General features: G+C 62.8%; 19 protein-coding genes, 1 tRNA gene and 1 pseudogene. 20 read left to right on the top strand and 1 reads right to left on the bottom strand.

The features are described from left to right. Nucleotides 1-521 precede the first annotated feature (521 nt). The 7 genes from J1777_RS14510 (at nt 522) to hemH (ending at nt 4,862) form a co-directional block, all read left to right on the top strand. Entirely contained in the window at nt 522-770 is a 249-nt protein-coding gene (locus J1777_RS14510) for a DUF1010 domain-containing protein (RefSeq protein ID WP_341352961.1), read from the top strand. 17 nt (nt 771-787) lie between these two features. Next, entirely contained in the window at nt 788-970 is a 183-nt protein-coding gene (locus J1777_RS12735) for a hypothetical protein (RefSeq protein WP_242700531.1), read from the top strand. 63 nt (nt 971-1,033) lie between these two features. Beyond that, nucleotides 1,034-1,345: a hypothetical protein gene (locus J1777_RS12730; protein WP_207576071.1), complete on the top strand. Its 312-nt coding sequence runs from the start codon at nt 1,034-1,036 to the stop codon at nt 1,343-1,345. Between the two features lie 107 nt (nt 1,346-1,452). Beyond that, a complete protein-coding gene (locus tag J1777_RS12725) occupies nt 1,453-1,788 on the top strand; it encodes a DUF1010 domain-containing protein (RefSeq protein ID WP_207576070.1) in 336 nt (111 codons plus the stop codon). Then, nucleotides 1,775-3,109: a ferredoxin reductase family protein gene (locus J1777_RS12720; protein WP_207576069.1), complete on the top strand. Its 1,335-nt coding sequence runs from the start codon at nt 1,775-1,777 to the stop codon at nt 3,107-3,109. Before J1777_RS12725 ends, J1777_RS12720 begins: the two co-directional genes overlap by 14 nt. A 143-nt stretch (nt 3,110-3,252) precedes the next feature. Continuing rightward, on the top strand, nt 3,253-3,525 hold the full coding sequence (locus tag J1777_RS14600; RefSeq protein ID WP_423220551.1) for a DUF1010 domain-containing protein: 273 nt from the start codon (nt 3,253-3,255) through the stop codon (nt 3,523-3,525). 263 nt (nt 3,526-3,788) lie between these two features. Then, nucleotides 3,789-4,862 carry a ferrochelatase gene (gene hemH / locus J1777_RS12715; RefSeq protein ID WP_207576068.1) on the top strand — a complete coding sequence of 358 codons (1,074 nt, stop codon included), beginning with the start codon at nt 3,789-3,791 and terminating at the stop codon, nt 4,860-4,862. 75 nt (nt 4,863-4,937) lie between these two features. Here hemH and J1777_RS12710 read toward each other — a convergent pair whose 3' ends face one another. After that, nucleotides 4,938-6,746, bottom strand: coding sequence for an extracellular solute-binding protein (locus J1777_RS12710; protein WP_207576067.1), 1,809 nt, complete (start codon nt 6,744-6,746; stop codon nt 4,938-4,940). 68 nt (nt 6,747-6,814) lie between these two features. Here J1777_RS12710 and fabI point away from each other — a divergent pair, with 68 nt between their 5' ends. From fabI to J1777_RS12650, 13 genes and pseudogenes are all read left to right on the top strand, one after another. After that, entirely contained in the window at nt 6,815-7,615 is an 801-nt protein-coding gene (fabI, locus tag J1777_RS12705; protein ID WP_207576066.1) for an enoyl-ACP reductase FabI, read from the top strand. 253 nt (nt 7,616-7,868) lie between these two features. Then, a pseudogene (fdnG, locus tag J1777_RS12700) lies at nt 7,869-10,865 on the top strand (formate dehydrogenase-N subunit alpha). A 14-nt stretch (nt 10,866-10,879) separates the two neighbouring features. Next, nucleotides 10,880-11,809, top strand: a complete 930-nt coding sequence (gene fdxH, locus J1777_RS12695; protein WP_207576065.1) for a formate dehydrogenase subunit beta — start codon at nt 10,880-10,882, stop codon at nt 11,807-11,809. Continuing rightward, nucleotides 11,806-12,432: a formate dehydrogenase subunit gamma gene (locus J1777_RS12690; RefSeq protein WP_207576064.1), complete on the top strand. Its 627-nt coding sequence runs from the start codon at nt 11,806-11,808 to the stop codon at nt 12,430-12,432. The genes fdxH and J1777_RS12690 overlap by 4 nt, the downstream gene beginning before the upstream one ends. 93 nt (nt 12,433-12,525) lie before the next feature. After that, on the top strand, nt 12,526-13,515 hold the full coding sequence (gene fdhE / locus J1777_RS12685) for a formate dehydrogenase accessory protein FdhE (protein WP_207576063.1): 990 nt from the start codon (nt 12,526-12,528) through the stop codon (nt 13,513-13,515). Between the two features lie 27 nt (nt 13,516-13,542). After that, nucleotides 13,543-14,943 (top strand): L-seryl-tRNA(Sec) selenium transferase, encoded by a 1,401-nt coding sequence (selA, locus tag J1777_RS12680; protein WP_207576062.1) that lies wholly within the window; start codon nt 13,543-13,545, stop codon nt 14,941-14,943. A 100-nt stretch (nt 14,944-15,043) separates the two neighbouring features. Further along, on the top strand, nt 15,044-16,972 hold the full coding sequence (gene selB, locus J1777_RS12675; protein ID WP_207576061.1) for a selenocysteine-specific translation elongation factor: 1,929 nt from the start codon (nt 15,044-15,046) through the stop codon (nt 16,970-16,972). Between the two features lie 66 nt (nt 16,973-17,038). Further along, a tRNA-Sec gene (locus J1777_RS12670) sits at nt 17,039-17,134 on the top strand. A gap of 75 nt (nt 17,135-17,209) precedes the next feature. Beyond that, a complete protein-coding gene (locus J1777_RS12665) occupies nt 17,210-17,485 on the top strand; it encodes a type II toxin-antitoxin system HicB family antitoxin (protein WP_207576060.1) in 276 nt (91 codons plus the stop codon). Continuing rightward, nucleotides 17,482-17,670, top strand: coding sequence for a type II toxin-antitoxin system HicA family toxin (locus J1777_RS14595; RefSeq protein WP_423220550.1), 189 nt, complete (start codon nt 17,482-17,484; stop codon nt 17,668-17,670). The genes J1777_RS12665 and J1777_RS14595 overlap by 4 nt, the downstream gene beginning before the upstream one ends. A 325-nt stretch (nt 17,671-17,995) precedes the next feature. Further along, nucleotides 17,996-20,587, top strand: a complete 2,592-nt coding sequence (gene mutS, locus J1777_RS12660) for a DNA mismatch repair protein MutS (protein WP_207576073.1) — start codon at nt 17,996-17,998, stop codon at nt 20,585-20,587. A 148-nt stretch (nt 20,588-20,735) separates the two neighbouring features. After that, entirely contained in the window at nt 20,736-21,383 is a 648-nt protein-coding gene (locus tag J1777_RS12655; protein WP_207576059.1) for a TetR/AcrR family transcriptional regulator, read from the top strand. After that, the coding region (locus tag J1777_RS12650; protein ID WP_207576058.1) for an efflux RND transporter periplasmic adaptor subunit at nt 21,380-22,253 on the top strand (874 nt) is incomplete at its 3' end. The genes J1777_RS12655 and J1777_RS12650, both read left to right, overlap by 4 nt.

Raw genomic sequence — 22,253 nt, 5'->3', positions numbered from 1 at the left:
CGCAGTGGATATGGCGGTATAACCATGAACGCCCAAATATGGCATTGGGCGGCATCACCCCCAGACAGCGGCTGGCCATGGCCGCATAGCTCTACTTCTCAGAGTGATGGTTTATGGGGGGATTACCCGGCGACATGTGCGGAAATGAGATCTCCCAGACGGTCTCGTCGCCATCCGGCAGCCTCAAGGCGGTTGTGTTCAACCGCAACTGCGGTGCCACTACTGGCTTCAACACCCAAGTCTCAATCCTCTCAGCTACGGACGCTCTACAAAACGACGGTGGCAACACACTCATCCTTGACGGCTCTATCCCGTTGCAAGTCCAATGGCACTCAGACTCTGCCGTGCAACTGAGTGGTCTTGGCTCCGCAAAAGTATTCAAACAAGGTCGTTCGGTAGCAGGGGTATCAGTCAGTTATGGCAACTGAGCAGCTGCCTAACAATTCGCTCAAGCGGACAACTTCCAGTTGCCGCTTACCTTGGTTCGTTAGCCTGCTTTTTATTCTTGCTCATTTCAGCCCATGAATATTCAAACGCCATTTACCCTCGCAAGCGTTTATCCGCTGGGTGTTTGGCGTTCGCTCGGGCTTCGCCTGCGTAGGCTGTGCCAGTTTCAATCCTTTTTGGCCTCTAGCCCTTGTGCAGCAAGCGCAAGCAGCTATTGTTTTCGTAGTCCGTGGCCTGTGCGGTCACTTTCGTTTTTGCGCTTTGGGTCTAACCCGGCGCTCAAGCCGACCCGCATGCTGCGGGCGGCTTACCTAGTCCGTTAGGGAAAATGAAAAAGCGTGTGGAACAACTGGAAGGTGAATTGTTCGCGTTCATTAAGAAGTATTCGAGAAAAGCGCAGCGGCGAACAGAGCCGAATGACCGTAGATACGATCGAAAAATCGAAAAATGGTTGAAAACGGCAAAACCAGATGAATTGAGCAAACTTCTAAATCAGGAAGAAAAAAATGAAGATCAGTCCTAACCCAGCGCTCAAGCCGACCCGCATGCTGCGGGCGGCTTACCTAGCCCGTTATGTTGCAAAAGCATGAAGCTAGACGACATTCATTTTCATGACGCGATTATCCGCCGCGTCACAGAGAACACGGAAGAAGACTCGCTATCTTTCGAGGTGGACTACCCCGTTGACTGGGAGAAGAACACCTACGAACAGAGGGTAATCATCTTTTGGGACGTACTGAATTATGAGGTCCATGAGGGGCCGTTCGCCGGGCCGCCCACACTACTAGAGTGGTCAATCGTGGGCACAAGTAATGACCGCGAAATTGTTCGCTTAGAAACCAGCGCAGGGCATCGGCAGCTAGCGTTCAAAAAGGTCGAGCTAAGAAATGCAACATAACAACGCCATCAACTCGGACGGCAAAAAGCGCCGCTCCTTCGTCGCGCCACTTTTTGCTGCCGGTTATGGCGAACGTTAGCCCCACAGAAAACCCATTTATTTAGCCCATGCTTATTCAAACGGCATTCATTTTCTCAAGCGTTGTTCAGCGCTTGGTTTGTCGTTTGTCTGGGCTTCGCCTGCTGGCATTGCGTCGTTTTCCAGACTTTTTGGCCTCTTTCCCTTGCGTAGCAAGCGCGAGAAGCTATTTTTTTGGTAGTGCTGCGCCGCCTCGGTGGCTCTGTGCTTTTTCGCAGTTAGCGCCCGTCGCCAAATCCAAGTTATCGGTTTTGGCTTCTGGCTCTAACATTTCGGTCAAGCCGACCCGCATTCTGCGGTCGGCTTACCTCGCCCGTTGGGCTGCATACGAAATTGCATCGGGGGTAATCCATGAAGCGCATTAAGGTTTCACTTCTGGCAGTACTGCTACTGCTGACTGCGTTATGGCTGGCCGCCGATACGCTGGCACCGGTACCGTTCACCTATTTTTCGTTTCGCGCCGTGTTCATGCAATACAGCGGGACGATCGGCATCGGCTTGATGAGCGTGGCCATGCTGCTGGCGCTGCGCCCGAAATGGCTGGAGCCGCATCTGGACGGGCTGGACAAGATGTATCGCCTGCACAAGTGGCTGGGCATCGCCGCGCTGGCGGTCGCCATCATTCACTGGTGGTGGGGAAAAGGCACCAAATGGATGGTGGGTTGGGGCTGGCTGGAAAAGCCTGTGCGCAAACCGGTGGCCGGGGAAACTCTCGGCACCATTGAAGGCTGGCTGCGCAGCCAGCGGGGATTTGCCGAATCCGTCGGCGAATGGGCGTTCTACGCCGCCGTCGTGCTGATCGTGCTTGCCTTGATCAAGCGCTTTCCCTACCACTGGTTCGTCAAGACCCACAAATGGATCGCGGTCGCCTACCTTGCCCTGGCCTATCACTCCGCCGTGCTCACCAAGATCGATTACTGGTCGCAGCCTGTCGGCGGGTTGCTGGCGGTCTTGCTGCTGGCCGGCAGCGTGGCCGCGCTGCTGACGCTGACGGGGCGGATCGGCACCGGCCGCAAGGCCCAGGGCACCATCGTGGCGCTGACCGACTACCCTGGGCTGCGCGTACTCGAAACGGCCGTCGTGCTGGAGGACGGTTGGCGCGGCCATGCCGCCGGGCAGTTCGCCTTCGTCACATCGGACCGCAGCGAAGGCGCGCACCCCTATACCATCGCCTCCGCTTGGAATCCCGCTGACCGTCAGCTCGTCTTCATCACCAAGGCGCTGGGCGACCACACCAGCCGCTTGCGGGAAAGATTGAAGATCGGCATGCCGGTGACCGTGGAAGGTCCTTACGGCTGTTTCGACTTTGAGGATGCGCAGCCACATCAGATTTGGGTGGGTGCGGGCATCGGCATCACGCCGTTTATCGCCCGCCTCAAGCAACGCGCCGCCACGCCGGATGCAAAGATGATCGATCTCTTTCATCCGACTGCCGAGTTCGATCAGGCCGCCATCGACCGTCTCACGGCAGATGCCGCGGCCGCGGGCGTGCGTCTGCACCTGCTGGTCGATGGCAAGGATGGGCGGTTGAATGGCGAACACATCCGTGCCGCCGTGCCGGAATGGCAGTCGGCCAGCATCTGGTTCTGCGGCCCGCCGGGGTTCGGTCAGGCGCTGCGCGAGGACTTCCTTGCCCACGGCCTGCCACCAGAGCGTTTCCATCAAGAACTGTTTCAGATGCGTTGATGGCAGCCCAAATACAGCTTATCCGATGAGATTTATTCACTGAATGCCCAGCCCATCATTCCACCGGACGCTGCGCGAGAAAGCCGCGCAGCACCGGTGAATTCATTCGTTAGCCCGCCTTTTATTCCCGCTCATTTCAGCCCATGAATATTCAAGTGCCATTTACCTTCGCAAGCGTTTATCCGCTGGGTGTTTGGCGTTCGCTCGGGCTTCGCCTGCGTGGGTTGCGCCAGTTTCAGGCATTTTTGGCCTCTAGCCCTTGTGCAGCAAGCGCAAGCAGCTATTGTTTTCGTAGTCCGTGGCCTGTGCGGTCACTTTCGTTTTTGCGCTTTGGGTCTAACTGGTGTTCTGCTCTGGGGGCTAATGTCGCTGGCCATGTGGGCAGTCTCAGCGTTTGCGTACTTCAGGAATGGTGAGGTGGATGTGGGTTCTAGCGTGATGGCGGTCTTCTTCACCGCTGCATTGGGGCTGGCTTTTTACAGCGCCCGGCGCACGGGGCTCAAGTGCTAGTCGGCATTTGCCAAGCGAGTGCTCCACAGCAGACCCCAGGGTTATCACCGACAATCACCGGCCTGGATTCTGGATATCTCCTCTTGGACGATTTGATCGGCTTGTTCAACCCCCTGGCTGCGCCAGCGTGGCATCTGTGCTGCGGCATTTATGGAAATTTCCCTCCCCGATGAACGCTTCCCCCCTCCCCCATCAGGCCCTTGCTCCCCTCCATCCGGCGGCCCAGCCCGCGCCGCGTTCGGTGGCCATCGTGCTGTGCAATTTAGGCACGCCCGATGCGCCCACGCCCAAGGCGCTGCGGCGTTATTTGGCGCAGTTTTTGTCAGACCGGCGCGTGGTGGAGATTCCGCCGCTGTTTTGGCTGCCGATTCTGCACGGCATCATTTTGCGGGTGCGCCCGCGCAAGGCTGCGGCCAAGTACGCCAGTGTGTGGAGCGAGGCCGGATCGCCCTTGGCCGTTTGGACGCAGCGCCAGGCTGAGCTGCTGGGCCAGCGCCTGCAGCAGGCGGGGTTGGACATTCCTGTGCTGCCGGCCATGCGCTATGGCCAGCCGGCCATTGAGCGCCAGCTGCAGGCCCTGCACGCCCAGGGCCGCCAGCGCGTGCTGCTGCTGCCGCTGTACCCGCAGTACTGCGCGGCGACCACGGCCAGCGTGTTCGATGCCGCTACGCTGTGGCTGCAGCGCGCGCGCAGCTTTCCAGAGCTGCGCCTGGTGAACGATTACCACGACCACCCCGGCTACATCGGTGCCCTGGCCGACAGCGTGCGCCAGCACTGGCAGCAGCAGGGCAAGGCGGCCGAGCATTTGGTGATCAGCTTTCACGGCATTCCTGCGCGCAATGTGCAGCTGGGCGATCCCTATGCCGACCAGTGCCAGCGCACCGCGCAGCTGCTAGCCCAGGCGCTGCAGTTGCCGCCCGAGCGCTTGAGCGTCACCTTCCAATCGCGCTTTGGCCCGGCGCAGTGGCTGCAGCCCTACACCGAGCCCACGCTGCAGGCCCTGGCCAAGGCGGGCACGCGCAGCGTGGAGGTGATTTGCCCCGGCTTTGCCAGCGATTGCCTGGAGACGCTGGAAGAAATCAGCATGGAAGCGCGCGAGGCGTTTCTGGAGGCGGGCGGCCAGGAGTTTGCCTACATTCCCTGCCTGAACGACCGCACCAGCCACATCGACCTGCTGGAGCAGCTGGTGCAGCAGCACGTGGCGGGTTGGGTGGATGGCTGGGTGGATATGCAGCAGAAATAATATCTTGCACCGCTGAATAAAAAAGGACTTCAGGGTTAAAAGCACCTGAAGTCCTTTTTTTATCAGCGCTAACAGCTATTGTTTTTTAGACCACCAGGTTTGCAGCACCCAATCTTCGCCCGTGGAATACGGCGGCAGCACGCTGGGCATGGCCAGCCGCCAGGCGTTGTAGGCCATGCGGTGGGTGCTGGCGTACCACTGGGGGATGAGGTAGTGGCCATGGGCAATCACCCGCTCCAGGGCATGGCAGGCCGGGAGCAGTTCGTCTTGCGTGCGGGCGGTGACGATTTTGTCAATCAGGGCATCAACCGCCGGGTTTTTTACACCCGGGAAATTGCCTGAATCTTCTTGGTCGGCCGCCTGGCTGCCAAACAAATCGGCCAGCTCTTGCCCCGGGTTGTTTGTGCCCTGGTAGGCGATGCTGGTGATGTCAAAGTCAAACTTTTGCAGGCGCTGCTGGTACAGGGCAAAGTCCACCGCCCGGTAGCGCAGGCGGATGCCCAGCTTTTCTAAATTGCGCTGCCAGGGGGCGACCACGCGCAGGCCGCCTTCGTTGCTGTCCAGGTATTCCAGTTCCAGCGCTTGGCCCTGGGCGTTGCGCAGCACACCGCCCTGCACCGTCCAGCCCGCTTGCTGCAGCAGGGCGCGGGCCTGCAGCAAATTGGCCCGCAGGCTGCCAGGCGGGTTGGTGTTGGGCGGCACGGTCATGGGGCCCAGGGTGCCCGGCGGCAGGTCGTGGGCGTAGGGGGCCAGCAGCTGCTGCTCGGCGGGCGTGGGCAGGCCAGTGGTTTCGCAGGGGGTGTGGCCAAAAATGCCATTCACCCGCTGGTACGCGCCATAGAACATCTGGCGGTTCATCCACTCGTAATCCAGCGCCAGCCCCAGCGCCTGGCGCACGCGCACGTCTTGCAGGTGCGGCTTGCGGGTGTTGAGTACATAGCTTTGAAAGCCGGTGGGCAGCTGGTGGGCAAATTCGCCCTTGACCAATTCGCCGGAGTTGAATTTTTTGCCATTCACGCGCCGCGCCCAATCGCCGGCGCTGAAAAAGCGCATGACATCAAATTCGCCCGCTTTCAGGGCTTCGAGCTTGGCGGTGTTGTCTTTGTAGATGTTGATTTCCACCCGGTCAAAGTTGAACGTGCCCACGCGCACCGGCAAATCTTTGGCCCAGTAGTGGGGATCGCGCACGTAGGTGATGTCTTTGCCAAAGCGCACGGGGCCAATGCGGTAGGGGCCGCTGCCAATGGGCGGTTCCATCACCACCTGGTCAAACGGTTTTCCCGCACCCCAGGCGCGGCTGAAAATGGGCAGGCTGCCCACGGTCAGCGGCAGTTCGCGATTGGGCGCTTTAAAGCGAAAGCGCACCGTGCGGGCATCCAGCACATCCACCCCGGCCACGTCGATGAGCAAGGTTTTGTAACCCGGCGAGGTATGCGGCCCCACCAAGGTGTCAAAGCTGTGCTTTACATCCTCGGCCAGCACCGGCTCACCGTTGTGAAAACGCGCCTGTGGGCGCAGCCGGAAGGTGGCCGAGAGGCGATCAGCGGCTACGCTGACATCCTCGGCCAGCAGGCCATAGCCGGTGGCCGTTTCGTCCATGCTGCCCGCCAGCAGGCTGTCAAACAGCAGTTGCGACAAATACGCCGGGGCACTGCCTTTGATGGTGAAGGGGTTGTATTTGTCAAACGTGGACGCGCGGCTATTGCTCACCAAACGCAGCGCACCGCCCTTGGGGGCCTGGGCATGCACATAGTCGAAATGCGCAAAATCTGCCGGGTATTTGGGGCTGCCCCACAAGGCGTAGGCGGGCTCGGCCCACGCAGAGCCGCTGAGCAAGGCACCGGTCAGCGCCACGAAGCCAATTATTTTCAGAGGTATGTGCATGCGATAATTCTGCCCCACGCAGGCTCTGCCTCATCCCTCTCTCTCTACGACCTCTAAGGAGCAACCCCATGGGTTTTCTGACCGGTAAAAAACTCTTAATCACTGGCGTTCTGTCCAACCGATCCATCGCCTATGGCATTGCCAAAGCCTGCCGCGCCCAAGGGGCCGAGCTGGCGTTTAGCTACGTGGGCGAACGCTTTAAAGACCGCATTACCGAGTTTGCTGCCGAGTTTGATTCCAAACTGGTGTTCGACTGCGACGTGGCCGACGATGCGCAAATTGAAAAAATGTTCACCGACCTGGGCGCGGCCTGGGGCAAGTTTGATGGTTTTGTACACAGCATTGGCTTTGCCCCGCGCGAGGCGATTGCCGGCAACTTTCTCGATGGCATGACGCGCGAGAACTTTCGCATTGCGCACGACATCAGCGCCTACAGCTTCCCGGCCATGGCCAAGGCCGCCCTGCCCTACCTGAACGACAAGTCGGCGCTGCTCACCCTGTCGTACCTGGGCGCGCTGCGCTCTATCCCCAACTACAACACCATGGGGCTGGCCAAGGCTTCGCTAGAAGCCTCGGTGCGCTACCTGGCCGAGGCCGTGGGCCGCACCGAAGATGGCCGCAGCATTCGCGCCAACGGCATCAGCGCCGGCCCGATCAAAACGCTGGCGGCCAGCGGCATCAAAGACTTTGGCAAGCTGCTCTCGCGCATTGCCGATGCTGCGCCGCTGCGCCGCAACGTGACGATTGACGATGTGGGCAATGTGGCCGCCTTCTTGCTGTCGGACCTGGCCGCTGGGGTGACCGCCGAGATCACTTATGTGGACTGCGGCTTCAGCCAGACGGCGGGCCTGAGCAACGATCAGGTGTAACAAGCCCCTCACTGCCCTGCCAACCCGCAGCGTGCTGCGGGTTTTTTCATTAGGGCAAACCAGCTTTCACTGGTGCCTTCTACGTTTAAAGCTACTTAAAATGTAGCTTGTGCGTTTTTAAGGTAAGTTCTCTGCAAGCCTTTTGACCAGAATACGCAAACTTACCTATACAGTTCCCTCCAGGGTTTGGCAAAAACCCCGGATTCGTCCCTCCCCTCCCCCTATCAAGGAGTAACACCATGGAGCCTCCAGCCTGGCGGTACTGGGTTTTTCACCCAGCACAGCCTTGGCGGAAGTACGCCAGTTCAAACTTACGTAGGCCAAGGTCACGCGCCAAACCTGCACGTACTGTTCTGTAGGCTGCGGCCTGCTGATGTATGCGCATGGCGATAGCGTGCGCAACGTCAAAGAAACCATCATGCACGTCGAAGGCGACCCGGATCACCCGGTCAATCGCGGCACGCTGTGCCCCAAGGGCGCGGCGCTGATGGACTTTGTCAATAGCCCCAACCGCCTGAAATTCCCCGAATACCGCGCCCCCGGCTCCAACGAGTGGAAGCGCATGAGCTGGGATGAGGCGCTAGACCGCATCGCCCGCCTGCTCAAAGATGACCGCGATGCCAACTTCCAAGAGCAAAACGCCTCTGGCCAGACGGTAAACCGCTGGTTGTCCACCGGCATGCTGGCCGCCTCGGCCTCCAGCAACGAAGCCGGTTACATCACGCACAAAGTGGCCCGCTCCTGGGGCCTGCTGGCACTCGATAACCAAGCACGTGTCTGACACGGCCCGACGGTGGCAGGTCTTGCCCCGACGTTTGGCCGTGGAGCCATGACAAACCATTGGGTGGACATCAAAAACGCAGATGTCATCCTCATCATGGGCGGCAATGCCGCAGAAGCGCACCCGTGCGGCTTCAAATGGGTGACCGAGGCCAAAGAGCACAACGGCGCTTATTTCATGGTGGTCGATCCACGCTTTAACCGCTCTGCATCGGTAGCCGATTTCTACGCCCCCATCCGTTCGGGGTCGGACATCGTGTTCCTGGGCGGCATGATCAATTACCTGCTCACGCACGACAAAATCCACCACGAGTATGTGAAGAACTACACGGACTTCAGCTTCATCGTGCGTGAGGACTTTGCGTTCGACGAGGGCATCTTCTCGGGCTACAACCCCGAGACGCGCACTTACGACAAATCCACCTGGGACTACGAGCTGGGCGAAGATGGCTTTGTCAAAGTCGATCCCACCTTGCAGCACCCGCGCTGCGTGTACCAGTGGCTCAAGCGCCACTACGCGGGCTACACCCCGGAGAAGGTCGAGAGCATCTGCGGCACGCCCAAGGAAAAATTCCTGCACGTGTGCGAGAAGTTTGCCTCCACCGCGCAAGCCGGTCGCGTGGCCACCATCATGTACGCCCTGGGCTGGACGCAGCACACCACGGGGGCGCAAATGCTGCGTACCGGTGCCTTGGTGCAGCTGCTGTGCGGCAACATCGGCGTGGCAGGCGGCGGCATGAATGCGCTGCGTGGGCACTCGAACATCCAGGGCTTGACCGACCTGGGGATCTTGTCGGCCTCGCTGCCCGGGTATTTGTCCCTGCCCAACGAGAAAGAGCAGGACTACCAGCAGTACATCGGCACGCGTACGCCCAAGCCATTGCGTCCTGGGCAGATGAACTACTGGGCCAACTACTCCAAATTCCACGTCAGCCTGATGAAGGCGTGGTGGGGCCCGGCTGCCACCGAGGCGAACAACTGGGCGTTTGACTACCTGCCCAAGCTGGACCAGTCCTACGACATGCTCAAGATCTTTGACCTGATGAACCAGGGCAAGGTCAATGGCTACATCGCCCAGGGCTTTAACCCGCTGGCCTCGCTGGCCAACTCCAACAACGTGCGCGAAGGGCTGAAAAAGCTCAAATTCCTGGTCATCATGGACCCGCTGGTCACAGAAACCTCGGAGTTCTGGAAAAACCACGGCGAGTACAACGATGTGGACCCCGCCAGCATCCAAACCGAGGTGTTCCGCCTGCCCACCACCTGCTTTGCCGAGGAAGATGGCGCCATCGTCAGCTCCTCGCGCGTGCTGCAGTGGCACTGGAAAGCGGCCGATGCCCCGGGTGAGGCCAAGACCGACATCACCATCATGTCGGCCCTGCACCTGCGCCTGAAAAAGCTCTACGCGCAAGAAGGCGGCAAGTTCCCCGACCCCATCGCCAACCTGTACTGGCCCTATGCCCAGGCCGCGCACCCCAGCAGCGAAGAAATCGCCAAGGAGTACAACGGCCGCGCACTGGTCGATCTGACCGATGCCGAGGGCAAAGTCATCCGCAAGGCAGGCGAGCAACTGGCCGGCTTTGGCGAGATGCGGGCCGATGGTTCCACATTGGGCGGCTGCTGGATCTGGTCGGGCTGCTGGACCTCGTCCGGCAACCAGATGGCCCGGCGCGACAACAGCGACCCCACTGGCATTGGCAACACGCTGAACTGGGCCTGGGCCTGGCCAGCCAACCGCCGCGTGCTGTACAACCGCGCCTCGTGCGACCGCCAGGGCAAGCCCTTTGACCCAGACCGCGTGCTGGTGCAGTGGAACGGCAGCCGCTGGGTGGGCGCAGACGTGCCGGACGTGGGCCCCACGCTCGACCCCGAAACGGTGAACCCCTTCATCATGAACCCCGAAGGGGTGGCGCGCTTCTTCTCCCGCAAGGGCATGAACGAAGGGCCGTTCCCGACCCACTACGAGGCCTTTGACAACCCGCTGGGCTACAACCCGATGTACCCGAAGAACGAGCTGGCCGTCATCAGCCCGGCCGCGCGGATTCTGGAGTCGGCCAAGGGCACGGCGGGCGACCCGAAGGAGTTCCCGCACGTGGGCACCAGCTACCGCCTGACCGAGCACTTCCACTACTGGACCAAGCACGTGCACCTGAACAACATCGTGCAGCCGGAGCAGTTTGTGGAAATTGGCGAGGCACTGGCCAAAGAGCTGGGCATCGAAACGGGCCAACAGGTCAAGGTCAGCTCCAAGCGCGGCTTTGTCAAGGCGGCGGCGGTCGTGACCAAGCGCATGAAGCCCATGCAGATCGACGGCAAGACCATCCACCACGTGGGCGTGCCCATCCACTGGGGCTTTGTCTCCCAGGGGCGCAAGGGGCACATGGCCAACAACTTGACGGCATCTGTGGGCGATGGCAACAGCTTCACCCCCGAATCCAAGACCTTCCTCGTGAAGGTCGAAAAGGTGTAAAGGAGTAAAGAGCAATGTCTTCGACCATGTCTTTAGATATCAAGCGCCGTTCGGCCACCACCACCCCCGCGCCCAGTGCGCGGGGGGCGCACGGGGGCGAGGTCGCCAAGCTGATCGACGTTTCCAAGTGCATCGGCTGCAAGGCCTGCCAAACCGCCTGCATGGAGTGGAACGATCTGCGCGACGAGATCGGCACCCTGGCTGCGGGTGTGTACGACAACCCGACCGATCTGACCGATCAGTCCTGGACCGTGATGCGCTTTGCCGAGTACGAGAACGAGGCCACCGGCAACCTGGAGTGGCTCATCCGCAAGGATGGCTGCATGCACTGCGAAGACCCCGGCTGCCTGAAAGCCTGCCCCTCGCCCGGCGCGATCGTGCAGTACGCCAACGGCATCGTGGACTTCCAGCAAGACCAGTGCGTGGGCTGCGGTTACTGCGTGACGGGCTGCCCGTTCAACGTGCCGCGCATCTCCAAAAAGGACAACAAGGCGTACAAGTGCACCTTGTGCTCTGACCGCGTGGCCGTGGGGCGCGAGCCGGCCTGCGTCAAAACCTGTCCGACCGGGGCCATCATGTTCGGCACCAAGGAGGCCATGCACAGCCAGGCCGAGCGGCGCATCGGCGACCTGCAAAGCCGTGGCTACGCCAACGCCGGCCTGTACGACCCGCAAGGGGTGGGCGGCACGCACGTCATGTATGTGCTGCACCACGCGGACAAGCCCTCGCTGTACAAGGGCCTGCCCGACGATCCCAAGATCAGCCCCATGGTGGCGCTGTGGAAAGGCGTGGCCAAACCCCTGGCCATGGCCGCCCTGGGCGCTGCTGCCGTGGGCAGCCTGTTCCACTACATCACCAAAGGCCCCAACGAGGTATCGAAGGAGCTGGAGGACGAAATGGAGCGCAAAGACCAGCAAGCTGCTGAAAAGGAGACCCAGCCATGATTCGCAACCCGCGTGATTTGGTGCGCTACAACGCATCGGAACGGGCCAACCACTGGGTGGTGGGCATCTGCTTCATCCTGCTGGCGCTGTCGGGGCTGGCGTTCTTTCACCCGGCGCTCTTTCCGCTGACGCAGCTGTTTGGCGGCGGGGCCTGGACGCGCATCCTGCACCCCTACATCGGGGTGGTGATGGCACTGAGCTTTGTGGTCATGGCGCTGCGCTTTGCCAAGCTCAACATCATGGAGCCGCGCGACTACGAGTGGCTGAAAAACGTGGACAAGATGATCGACGGCGACGACCACAACATGCCCGAGCAAGGCAAGTACAACGGCGGCCAAAAACTGCTGTTCTGGGGGTTGGTCATCAGCATGGCGGCCATCACCGTCAGCGGCGTGTTCATGTGGCGTGCCTGGTGGACACCGTCGGTGGACATCGTGCGCCTGGCCTCGGTGGTGCATGCCATCGCTGCCGTGGCCATGATCGGGCTGATCATCATGCACGTCTATGCCGCCATTTGGACGCGCGGCACCATCCGCGCCATGATGTACGGCACCGTCACCCGCGCCTGGGCCAAACAGCACCACCGGGGCTGGTACCGCAAGGTTACCGGCGACAATGATTAAGCTTAAAAACAGCCGTTAAGGCTTACCAAACAACCGCCGACAGCTCTCTAAACAAGAGCAAGTCGGCGGTCTTTATTTTGAGGAAGATGTTTTATGTCACGACGCATCCTGCAACCCGGCGAGATCGAGGCGCTGGACAACACCACCTTCCCGCGCGTGCTGCCACCGCACATCGGCAGCCTGTTTCTTGAACGCGCCGCCCGCTTGCGCCAACTGGCCAGCGGCAACCCGATTGCCGATTACCTGGAATTTGCCGCCCACATCGTCAGCGCCCAGCACCAGGCGGCCCAGGCGCTGCCCCCGCCCGCCGTCGATCGCAGCGCCATGCAACGCGCCCAGGCGCACGGCATGCCGCTGTTTGCCGCAGCCGAGCAACTGGACACCGGCCTGCACGACTGGCAGCAGGCGCTAGAGCACATCCTGAACACCCTGGCCAGCCAGACCACCGGCCTGCCCCCGGCATTGCAGCCCCTGATTGCCGAACTGCGCCAACTGCCCAGCGACGAGCGCAACACCATTGCCCGGCAGCTGCTCAACAAAGACCTGGCGGCCCGCTACATCGGCATGGCCCCCTTCATCATGGCCGCGCTGCAAGTGCGCTTGGCGCAACTGGCCGCCACCTTGCACGAGGCCGACATGCCGCTCATGCAGCCGGCCACCGTCTGCCCCGTCTGCGCCAGCGAACCGGTGGCCAGCGTCATCCGCATCGGCGGGCAGGCCAGCGGCCACCGCTACCTGCACTGCGGCGGCTGCGGCACCGACTGGCACATGGTGCGCGTCAAATGCTCGCACTGCGAAAGCACCCAGGGCATTCAATACCAAACCATCGAAGGCGACCAAGGCGTGGTGCAGGCCGAAACCTGTACCGCCTGCGGCAGCTACCGCAAAATCGTTAATCAAGAGAAAGACCCGCTGGCCGAACCCCTGGCCGACGACCTGGCCAGCCTGATGCTGGACTTGCTGATGAGCGAAACGCGCTTTCAACGCGCCAGCGCCAACCCGCTGCTGTACGTGGCCGTGGCCCAGGAGCAGGCTGACACCGGCGGCGCGGACGGCCTGATCGACCCCTTCCCCGCCCCTTGATTTCCGTCCACCCCTTTGCCGCAGCCCATGATCCCTTCGCCCCGCATCCCTTCCGTTGATGCCCTGCTGCGCGATGCCGCCTTGGCCCCACTGCTGGCCGACTATGGCCGCAGCAGCGCCACGGCGGCGCTGCGCCAGGTGCTCGATGCCCTGCGTGCGCAGCTGCGCAGTGGCACGCTCAGCGCCGCGCACACCGCCCCAGCGGCCATCGCCGCCCAGGTGCAACAGGCACTAGAGCGCCGCCACGCGCCGCGCCTGAAACCCGTGTTCAACCTCACCGGCACCGTGCTGCACACCAACCTGGGCCGCGCCCTGCTGCCGCAGGAGGTGGTGGAGCGCGTGGCCCAGGCCATGACCAGCCCAATGAACCTGGAATACGACCTGGAGGACGGGGGCCGGGGCGACCGCGATGACCTGGTAACCGACCTGATCTGCCAGCTCACCGGGGCCGAGGCCGCCACCATCGTGAACAACAACGCCGCTGCCGTGCTGCTCACCCTGGGCGCACTGGCCGCCGGGGGCGAAGTGGTGGTTTCGCGCGGCGAGCTGGTGGAAATTGGCGGTGCGTTTCGCATCCCGGACATCATGGCCCAGGCCGGCTGCCGCCTGGTCGAGGTGGGCACCACCAACCGCACCCACGCCCATGACTACGAGCGGGCCATCAGCGAGCACACCGCCTTGCTGATGAAGGTCCACACCAGCAACTACGCCATCCAGGGCTTTACCACCAGCGTGGCCGATGCCGAGGTGGCCGCCCTGGCCCACGCTGCCAGCCTGCCCATGGTGGTGGATTTGGGCAGCGGCACCCTGGTTGATATGGCCGCCTACGGCTTGCCGCCCGAAGTGACCGTGGCCCACACCATTGCCAGCGGGGCCGATGTGGTGACGTTTAGCGGCGACAAGCTGCTGGGCGGGCCGCAGGCGGGCCTCATCGTCGGGCGCAAGGACTTGATCGCCCGCATCAAGCGCCACCCCTTGAAGCGTGCCCTGCGCGTGGGCAAGCTCACCCTGGCCGCGTTAGAGGCCACGCTGCGCCTGTACCAGCACCCGGAAACCCTGGCCCAGCGCCTGACCACGCTGCGCCTGTTCACCCGCCCAGCCAGTGCCATGCAGGCCCAGGCCCACGCACTGGCCCCGCTGCTGCAAACCGCCCTGGGCAGCGATTGGCAGGTCACCCCCAGCCCCATGCGCAGCCAAATTGGCAGCGGTGCCCTGCCGGTGGACAGCCTGGACAGCTTTGGCCTGCAGCTGCGCCCAGCCAGCAAAACCGCCAGTGTCACCCAGCTGCAAGAGCGCCTGCGCCGCCTGCCGCGCCCGGTCATTGGCCGTGCCCAGGAGGGGGCGCTGTGGCTGGATTTACGCTGCCTGGAAGCGGCCGAGCAAGACGAGTTCGTTGCACAGCTGCCCTCGATACCTGCACAAACATAGCTGCTACCGCTTTATTGACAATGGTTTTATAGTGTTTTCAACCTTAAAACCCTTTATTTAAAAGCGGAACCAGCTATTTTTTATTGAATATTTCCCTCCCATGATCATCGGCACCGCCGGGCACATCGACCACGGCAAAACCACCCTGGTGCGCGCGCTGACCGGCACCAACACCGACCGGCTCAAACAAGAGCAAGAGCGCGGCATCACCATCGAACTGGGCTACGCCTACCTGCCGCTGCCCGATGGGCAGGTGCTGGGCATCATCGACGTGCCCGGCCACGAAAAATTCATCCACACCATGGCGGCCGGGGCCGTGGGCATCGACTACGCCCTGCTGGTCGTGGCGGCCGACGATGGCGTGATGCCACAAACGCTGGAGCACGTGCAAATCCTGCAACTGCTGGGCATCCGCAGCGCCAGCGTGGCCATCACCAAGGCCGACTGCGTGCCACCAGAGCGGGTGGCCCAGGTGCAGGAAGAAGTCCGCGCCATCCTCAGCGTCACCGCCATGGCCGAGGCCCCGCTGTTTGCCACCGCCGCCGCCCAGCCGGACGACCCCGGCACCTGGGCCCTGCGCCAGCATTTGCTGGCCCAGGCGCAACACCATGCGGCCCGCAGCAGCACGGGGCTGTTTCGCCTGGCGGTGGACCGCGCCTTCAGCCTCACCGGGCAGGGCACCATCGTCACCGGCACCGTCTTTGGCGGCCAGGTCAGCGTGGGCGACAGCCTGACCCACTCGGGCAGCGGGCGCAGCGTGCGCGTGCGCAGCCTGCACGCACAAAACCGCGCCAGCCCCAGCGGCAGCGCCGGCCAGCGCGTGGCGCTGAATCTGGCGGGCCTGCACCCGCAGGACATTGCCCGGGGCGACTGGCTGGCCCAGCCCGAACTGCTCAGCGCCAGCACCCGCCTGGATGTGCGCCTGCACTGGCTGGCCGAAAACACCCCGCTGGCCGGCTGGACAGCCGTCCACCTGCACCTGGGCACCCAGCACTGCACCGGCCACGTCCTGCCCCTGGGCGACCCCAGCGCGGGCCCCTTGCAACCGGGGCACGAAGGCTACGCCCAGCTGGTGCTGGATGCGCCCGTCTTTGCCCTGCCGGGCGACCGCGTCATCGTGCGCAACGCCCAGGCCAGCCGCACGCTGGGCGGGGCCATGGTGCTCGACCCCGATGCCCCCGCCCGCAAACGCCGCAGCCCCCAGCGCCAAGCCACCTGGCAGGCCCTGGAGCACTGGCTGGCCGCTGGCGACACCGGCCCCCTGCTGGCCCAGGCCCGCTTTGGCCTGCCCCTGTCGCACCTGCAACGCCTGTGCGGCCAGCACCAGCCGCCCGTGCCCGAGGGCCTGCAGCGCATCCCCCTGCCCCAGGGCGACACCTTGCTGCTGCACCCGGACAACTGGCAGGCCCTGCAAACCCAGTTGCTCGATGCCCTGGCGCAATTTCACCAGCAGCAGCCGGACGAACCCGGCGCACACAACGCCCGCCTGCAGCGCATGGTCTGGCCCGGCGCGGCCCACACCGGCAGCCAGCACCAAGCACTGTGGCAAGCCCTGGTGGCCCAGCTCAGCGCCACCGATCAATTGCAGGCCGAAGGGGCCTGGCTGCGCCTGCCCAGCCACCGCGTGCAGCTCACCGAGCAGGAAACCGCCCTGGCCGAACAACTGCTGCCGCGCATTGCCGCAGGCCGGTTCGACCCGCCCTGGGTGCGCGATCTGGCCCAGGACACCGAACAAAAAGAAGAGCTGGTGCGCCAGCTGCTGCGCAAGCTGGCCCGCCAGGGGGTGCTGTTCCAGGTCGTCAAAGACCTGTTCTACGCCCAAGAGCACATGAACGCCCTGGCCGCCCTCATCACCGAACTGGCCACGCAAAACGCCCAGGGCCAAGTGATTGCCCGAGACTTTCGCGATGCCACCGCCCTGGGCCGCAAACGCGCCATCCAAATCATGGAATGCTTCAACCGCCTGGGCCTGACCCGCCGCGTGGGCGATGCCCACACCCTGCGCCCCGGTGCCCACTGGCAGGGGTAAAACCCACCAATACAGCCCGCCACAGCCACTACAATCGCCGCTTTGCCCCAGCACAGCGGGCACTGAGGAAGGCAAGCGCACCCGGTGGTGCGGCCGGGCTTCAAACCCGGTAGGGGGTGTCAGCCACTCCCAGGTAGGTTCGACTCCTGCTGCCTTCCGCCATTCCAAGGTTTTTTAAGATTAAAGGTAGGATGCGGGTACGGCGCAACTTCGCCGCGATACAGATAGGAGAGAAGCATGTACAGAGTTGGCCTACCCGGTTGGAAGGTTGCCGCTCGCTTTGGCATACCTGTGAAGGTTCGCGTGAATGTGCATTTCGATGCAGATTCAAAAACCTACTGGGCAGAAAGCCCAGATTTTGATGGATTGGTGGTCTGCGGCGAGACCCTCGACGAATTGCGCAGTGAGGTCATCAGCGCCTCTCACGTACTGCTGGAGTTGGCAATGAATGGCAGACGGGCGCGGGCGCAAACCGAGATGCGCATCAAAGACAACGATATCTGCCTAGCGTGAATGGTTATTACAAATTGGTCATTGAAGTGCTAAAGGCCCATGGCTACAGATTGATACGGCAGGGCAAAGGCTCTCACGAAGTCTGGGGTAACGAACAGCGCAACCAGATCGTTTCCAAGAACATGCCCTCACGCGACATGGCCAACACAATCATGAAGCAAGCCAAAATTAACCACAGGTTCTGATTCAGGCACACATCACACCACTTTCTTGCAGCACCCGCCCTAGCCCGGCGGGTTTTTATTGCAAAAAATGCCAAAAAACACAGGCACGGACGACGCTAAAAGCTACTACTTTATGAGTATTTGAGATAACGAACGCACCCCATGCACGCATGTGCACAACCCAAGCCACAAGCCGCAAGCGCACACAGCCCTTGCGGCTTTTTTTACACTACGCCGCTTTGCACCCTGCCTAGAAGAGCCTGTTTTGACCGTTTCTGCCTCCCCCGCCTGCGTTTCTGCTGCTGCCCCCTCCCCCTACACCACGCCTTTAGAGCAGCACACGCCCATGATGGCGCAATACCTTGCTATCAAAAAAGACTACCCGGACACCCTGGTGCTCTACCGCATGGGCGATTTTTACGAGCTGTTCTGGGACGATGCCGAAAAAGCCGTGCGCCTGCTGGACATCACGCTGACCACGCGCGGGCAGTCGGCGGGGTTTGCGGTGAGCATGGCGGGGGTGCCGTTTCATGCCCTGGAAAATTACCTGGCCCGCCTCATCAAGCTGGGCGAGTCGGTGGCCATTTGCGAGCAGGTGGGCGAGGTGGGCGTGGGCAAGGGGCCGGTAGAACGCAAGGTGGTGCGCGTGGTCACGCCCGGCACGCTGACCGATACGGCGCTGCTGTCGGACAAGAGCGAGGCCATGCTGCTGGCCCTGCACAGCGGGGGCCGCCAGCGCGTGGGGCTGGCGTGGATGAGTGTGACACAGGGGCGCATTCACCTGGCCGAATGCGCCCAGGCTGAGCTGGCCGAAACCCTGGCCCGCATTGCGCCCAGCGAGGTGCTGTACAGCGCGGGGGTAACGCAGCGGTTTGAGCACGCCTTGCACGACTTGCGCCACAGCGGGCACATTGGCTGCCCGCTGGCCCCGCGCCCGGATTGGCAGTTTGATGCGGGGCTGGGCCACAGCAAATTGCTGGAGTTGCTCGGCAGCAGCAGCCTGCACGCCTGGGAGGCGCAAGACCTGCCCCTGGCGCACGCTGCCAGCGCGGCGCTGCTCAGTTATGCCGAGCACACCCAGGGGCGCAATTTGCCCCATATCCACAGCCTGCAAGTGCAGCAAAGCGATGCGCTGATGCGCCTGCCCAGCAGCACGCGGCGCAACTTAGAGCTGGTGCAAACGCTGCGCGGTGAGGACAGCCCGACGCTGTTTTCTTTGCTCGACACCTGCATGAGCGGCATGGGCAGCCGCCTGCTGAAAACCTGGCTGCTGGAGCCCCCGCGCGACCGTGCCCCGGCGCAGGCGCGGCTGCAGGCCATTGGCGTGCTGCGCGGCGATCCGGCCGCGGCCAGCAGCGCCCCGTGGCAGGTGCTGCACCAGCACCTGAAGGGCGTGAGCGATGTGGAGCGCATCACCGCCCGCACGGCCTTGCGCCAGGTGCGCCCGCGCGAGCTGGTGGCGCTGGCGCAAACACTTCAAAAAGCAGAGCTGTTAGCGCAGACACCACCTACGCAATCGCCTTATTTGATTGAAATTTTTAGCGACTTGCAACCGCCCGCAGGCTGCGCCGATCTGCTGCAGCGCGCCCTGTTGCCCGAGCCGGCCGCCCTGGTGCGCGATGGCGGCGTGATTGCCAGCGGCTTTGATGCCGAGCTGGACGAGCTGCGCGCCATCCAGACCAATTGCGATGATTTTTTGCTGGAGCTGGAAGCCCGGGAAAAGCTGCTGACCGACATCCCCAACCTGCGCGTGCAGTTCAACCGTGTGCATGGTTTTTACATTGAGGTGACCAACAGCTACAAAGATATGGTGCCCGCGCGCTACCAGCGCCGCCAGACGCTAAAAAATGCCGAGCGCTTCATCACCCCCGAGCTCAAAGCCTTTGAGGACAAGGCCCTGTCCGCCCAGGAGCGCGCACTGCAGCGCGAGAAGTGGCTGTACGAGCAATTACTGGATCAGCTGCAAGCCTTTATCCCGGCACTCACCCGCGTGGCCCAAGCCATTGCGGCGCTGGATGTGCTGTGCTGCCTGGCCGAGCGCTCACTCACCTTGAACTGGTGTGCGCCCAGTTTTACGCCCCAGCCGTGCATTGAGATTGACCAGGGCCGCCACCCGGTGGTGGAGGAACGCTTGGCGCAAACGGCCAACGCCACCTTCATCCCCAACAGCACCGATTTGAACCCGCGCCAGCGCCTGCACATCGTTACCGGGCCGAACATGGGCGGTAAATCGACTTACATGCGCCAGGTGGCGCTGATCGTGCTGCTGGCCAGCATGGGCAGCTACGTGCCGGCCCGCGCCTGCCGCCTGGGGCCGATTGATGCCATCCACACCCGCATTGGCGCGGCCGATGATCTGGCCAACGCGCAATCGACCTTTATGCTGGAGATGACCGAGGCGGCACAAATTTTGCACAGTGCCACCGCGCACAGCCTGGTGCTGATGGATGAGATTGGCCGGGGCACATCCACCTTTGACGGGCTGGCCCTGGCCAGCGGCATTGCCCGCCACCTGCACGACAAGGTGCAGGCCTTCACGCTGTTTGCCACGCACTACTTTGAGCTGACCGAGCTGCCCGCCCAGGCCCGCGCCGCCATCAACATGCACGTGGCCGCCGCTGAAAATGGCCACGACATCGTCTTTCTGCACGAAATCCAACCCGGCCCGGCCAGCCGCAGCTACGGCGTGCAGGTGGCCAAGCTGGCGGGCATTCCAGCCAGCGTGCTGCACCACGCCCGCCATGCGCTGGCCGCGCTGGAAGAACGCGCCAGCGCCGGTGCGGCACAGGTGGATTTGTTTGCGCCCCCGCCTGCAGCCGACCTGCCCACCCCCAGCGCCACCGAGGCGCTGCTGGCCCAAATCAACCCCGATGCCCTGAGCCCGCGCGAGGCGCTGGAGGCGCTCTACCAGCTCAAGGCCACGCTGCCAAAGCAATAAAAGAGAGCTGCAAGCGCTTGTCAATAAAGGATCTCAGGCTAAAAGTATTCTGAAATCCTTTATATATCAGCGTAAACAACTCCTTATTAAATAGAGAACATCCATTCTGTTTATTGGGAAATATAGTAATAAGTTACTATCTTTCCCCATGGAAACCCCTGCCAAATACCTCAGCGCCGACGAGCGCCGCGCCGCCACTGTGGAGGCGGTGGTGCAACTGTCTGCCAGCGGCAACCCCAGCGACATCACCACCACCACCATTGCCCGCCACATGGGGGTGACGCAAGGGGCGCTGTTCAAGCACTTCCCAAACAAAGAAGCGATTTTGGAAGCCGTCATGCAGTGGGTGGCCAGCAAGCTGCTGTCCCGCATTGACCGCGCCATGGCCGCCGCCCCCACCCCTTGGGCGGCGCTGGAGGCGGTCTTCATGGCCCATGTGCAATTTGCCGTGCAGCACCCAGGCGTGCCGCGCATGTTGTTTGGCGAGCTGCAGCGGGCCGACAACTCGGCCCCCAAGCGCCTGGCGCAAACCCTGCTGCGCGAATACGGGCAGCGCCTGCACCGCTTGATCGAACAAGCCCAAGCCCAGGGCAGCGTGGCCGCTGATATTGATGTGCAGGCCACGGTGCTGCTGTTCATCGGCAGCGTGCAAGGGCTGGTGATGCAAGCCCTGCTGGCCGGGGATATGCACCAAATGCAGCAGCAAGCCCCGGCGGTTTATGCCTTGTTTTCGCGCGCTTTGGCCGCCCCTGCTGCGCAGAGTGCTACAAATTATAAAGAAGCGGTACGGCCATGAAACTCCCACCCCTCTCGCCTGCCAAGCTCAAAGTGCTGGTCGTGCTGCTGCCCCTGGGCGCATTGCTGCTGTGGGTGGCCCTGCGCACCGGGCCAATGGCCCCCATCCCCGTCACCGAAGTGCAGGTGCGCCAGCAGGCACTCACCCCGCAGCTGTTTGGCCTGGGCATGGTGCAGGCGCGGCAACTGCACACCCTGGGGCCGACGGTGGCCGGGCGGGTGCAAACGCTGCGCGTGGATGTGGGCGATAGCGTGCAAGCCGGGCAGGTGCTGGGCAGCATGGACCCGGTCGATCTGGATGCCCGCATCCGCGCCCTGGAGGCCGCCCAGGCCCGCGCCCAAGCCAGTGTGCAAGAGGCACAGACCCGGCAGCACTTTGCCGCCGCGCAACTGCAGCGCTATGCCCAGCTGGCCCAGGCCCAGGCCACCAGCGCCGAAAGCCTGCACCTCAAACGCCAAGAGCGCGATGTGGCCCAGGCCGCCCTGGCCGCTGCCCACCAAGAACTGCAGCGCACCCGCGCCGAGGTGGCCGCCCTGCGCACCCAGCGCCAGCATTTGCAGCTGATTGCGCCGCAAGCGGCCATCGTTACCGCCCGCGCGGTGGAGCCGGGCAGCACCGTGGTGGCCGGGCAAACCGTGCTGGAGCTGGTGGTGCCCAGCAGCGTGTGGATTCATCTGCGCCTGGACCAAAGCGCCGCCGTGGGGCTGGCCGCGGGCTTGCCAGCCAGCATCCGCTTGCGCTCGCGCGGCGATGCACCCCTGCCCGGCCGCGTGGTGCGCGTGGAGCCGCACGCCGACAGCGTGACCGAGGAGCTGCTGGCCAAAGTGGCCTTCACCGAGGTGCCCACCCCCCTGCCCCCCATGGGCGAAT

The organism is Comamonas denitrificans (assembly GCF_017368815.1).
In the GTDB taxonomy this organism is placed as follows: domain Bacteria; phylum Pseudomonadota; class Gammaproteobacteria; order Burkholderiales; family Burkholderiaceae_C; genus Comamonas; species Comamonas denitrificans.
The sequence above is the reverse complement of the archived record's forward strand: the minus strand, read 5'-3'. Positions and strand labels throughout refer to the sequence as shown.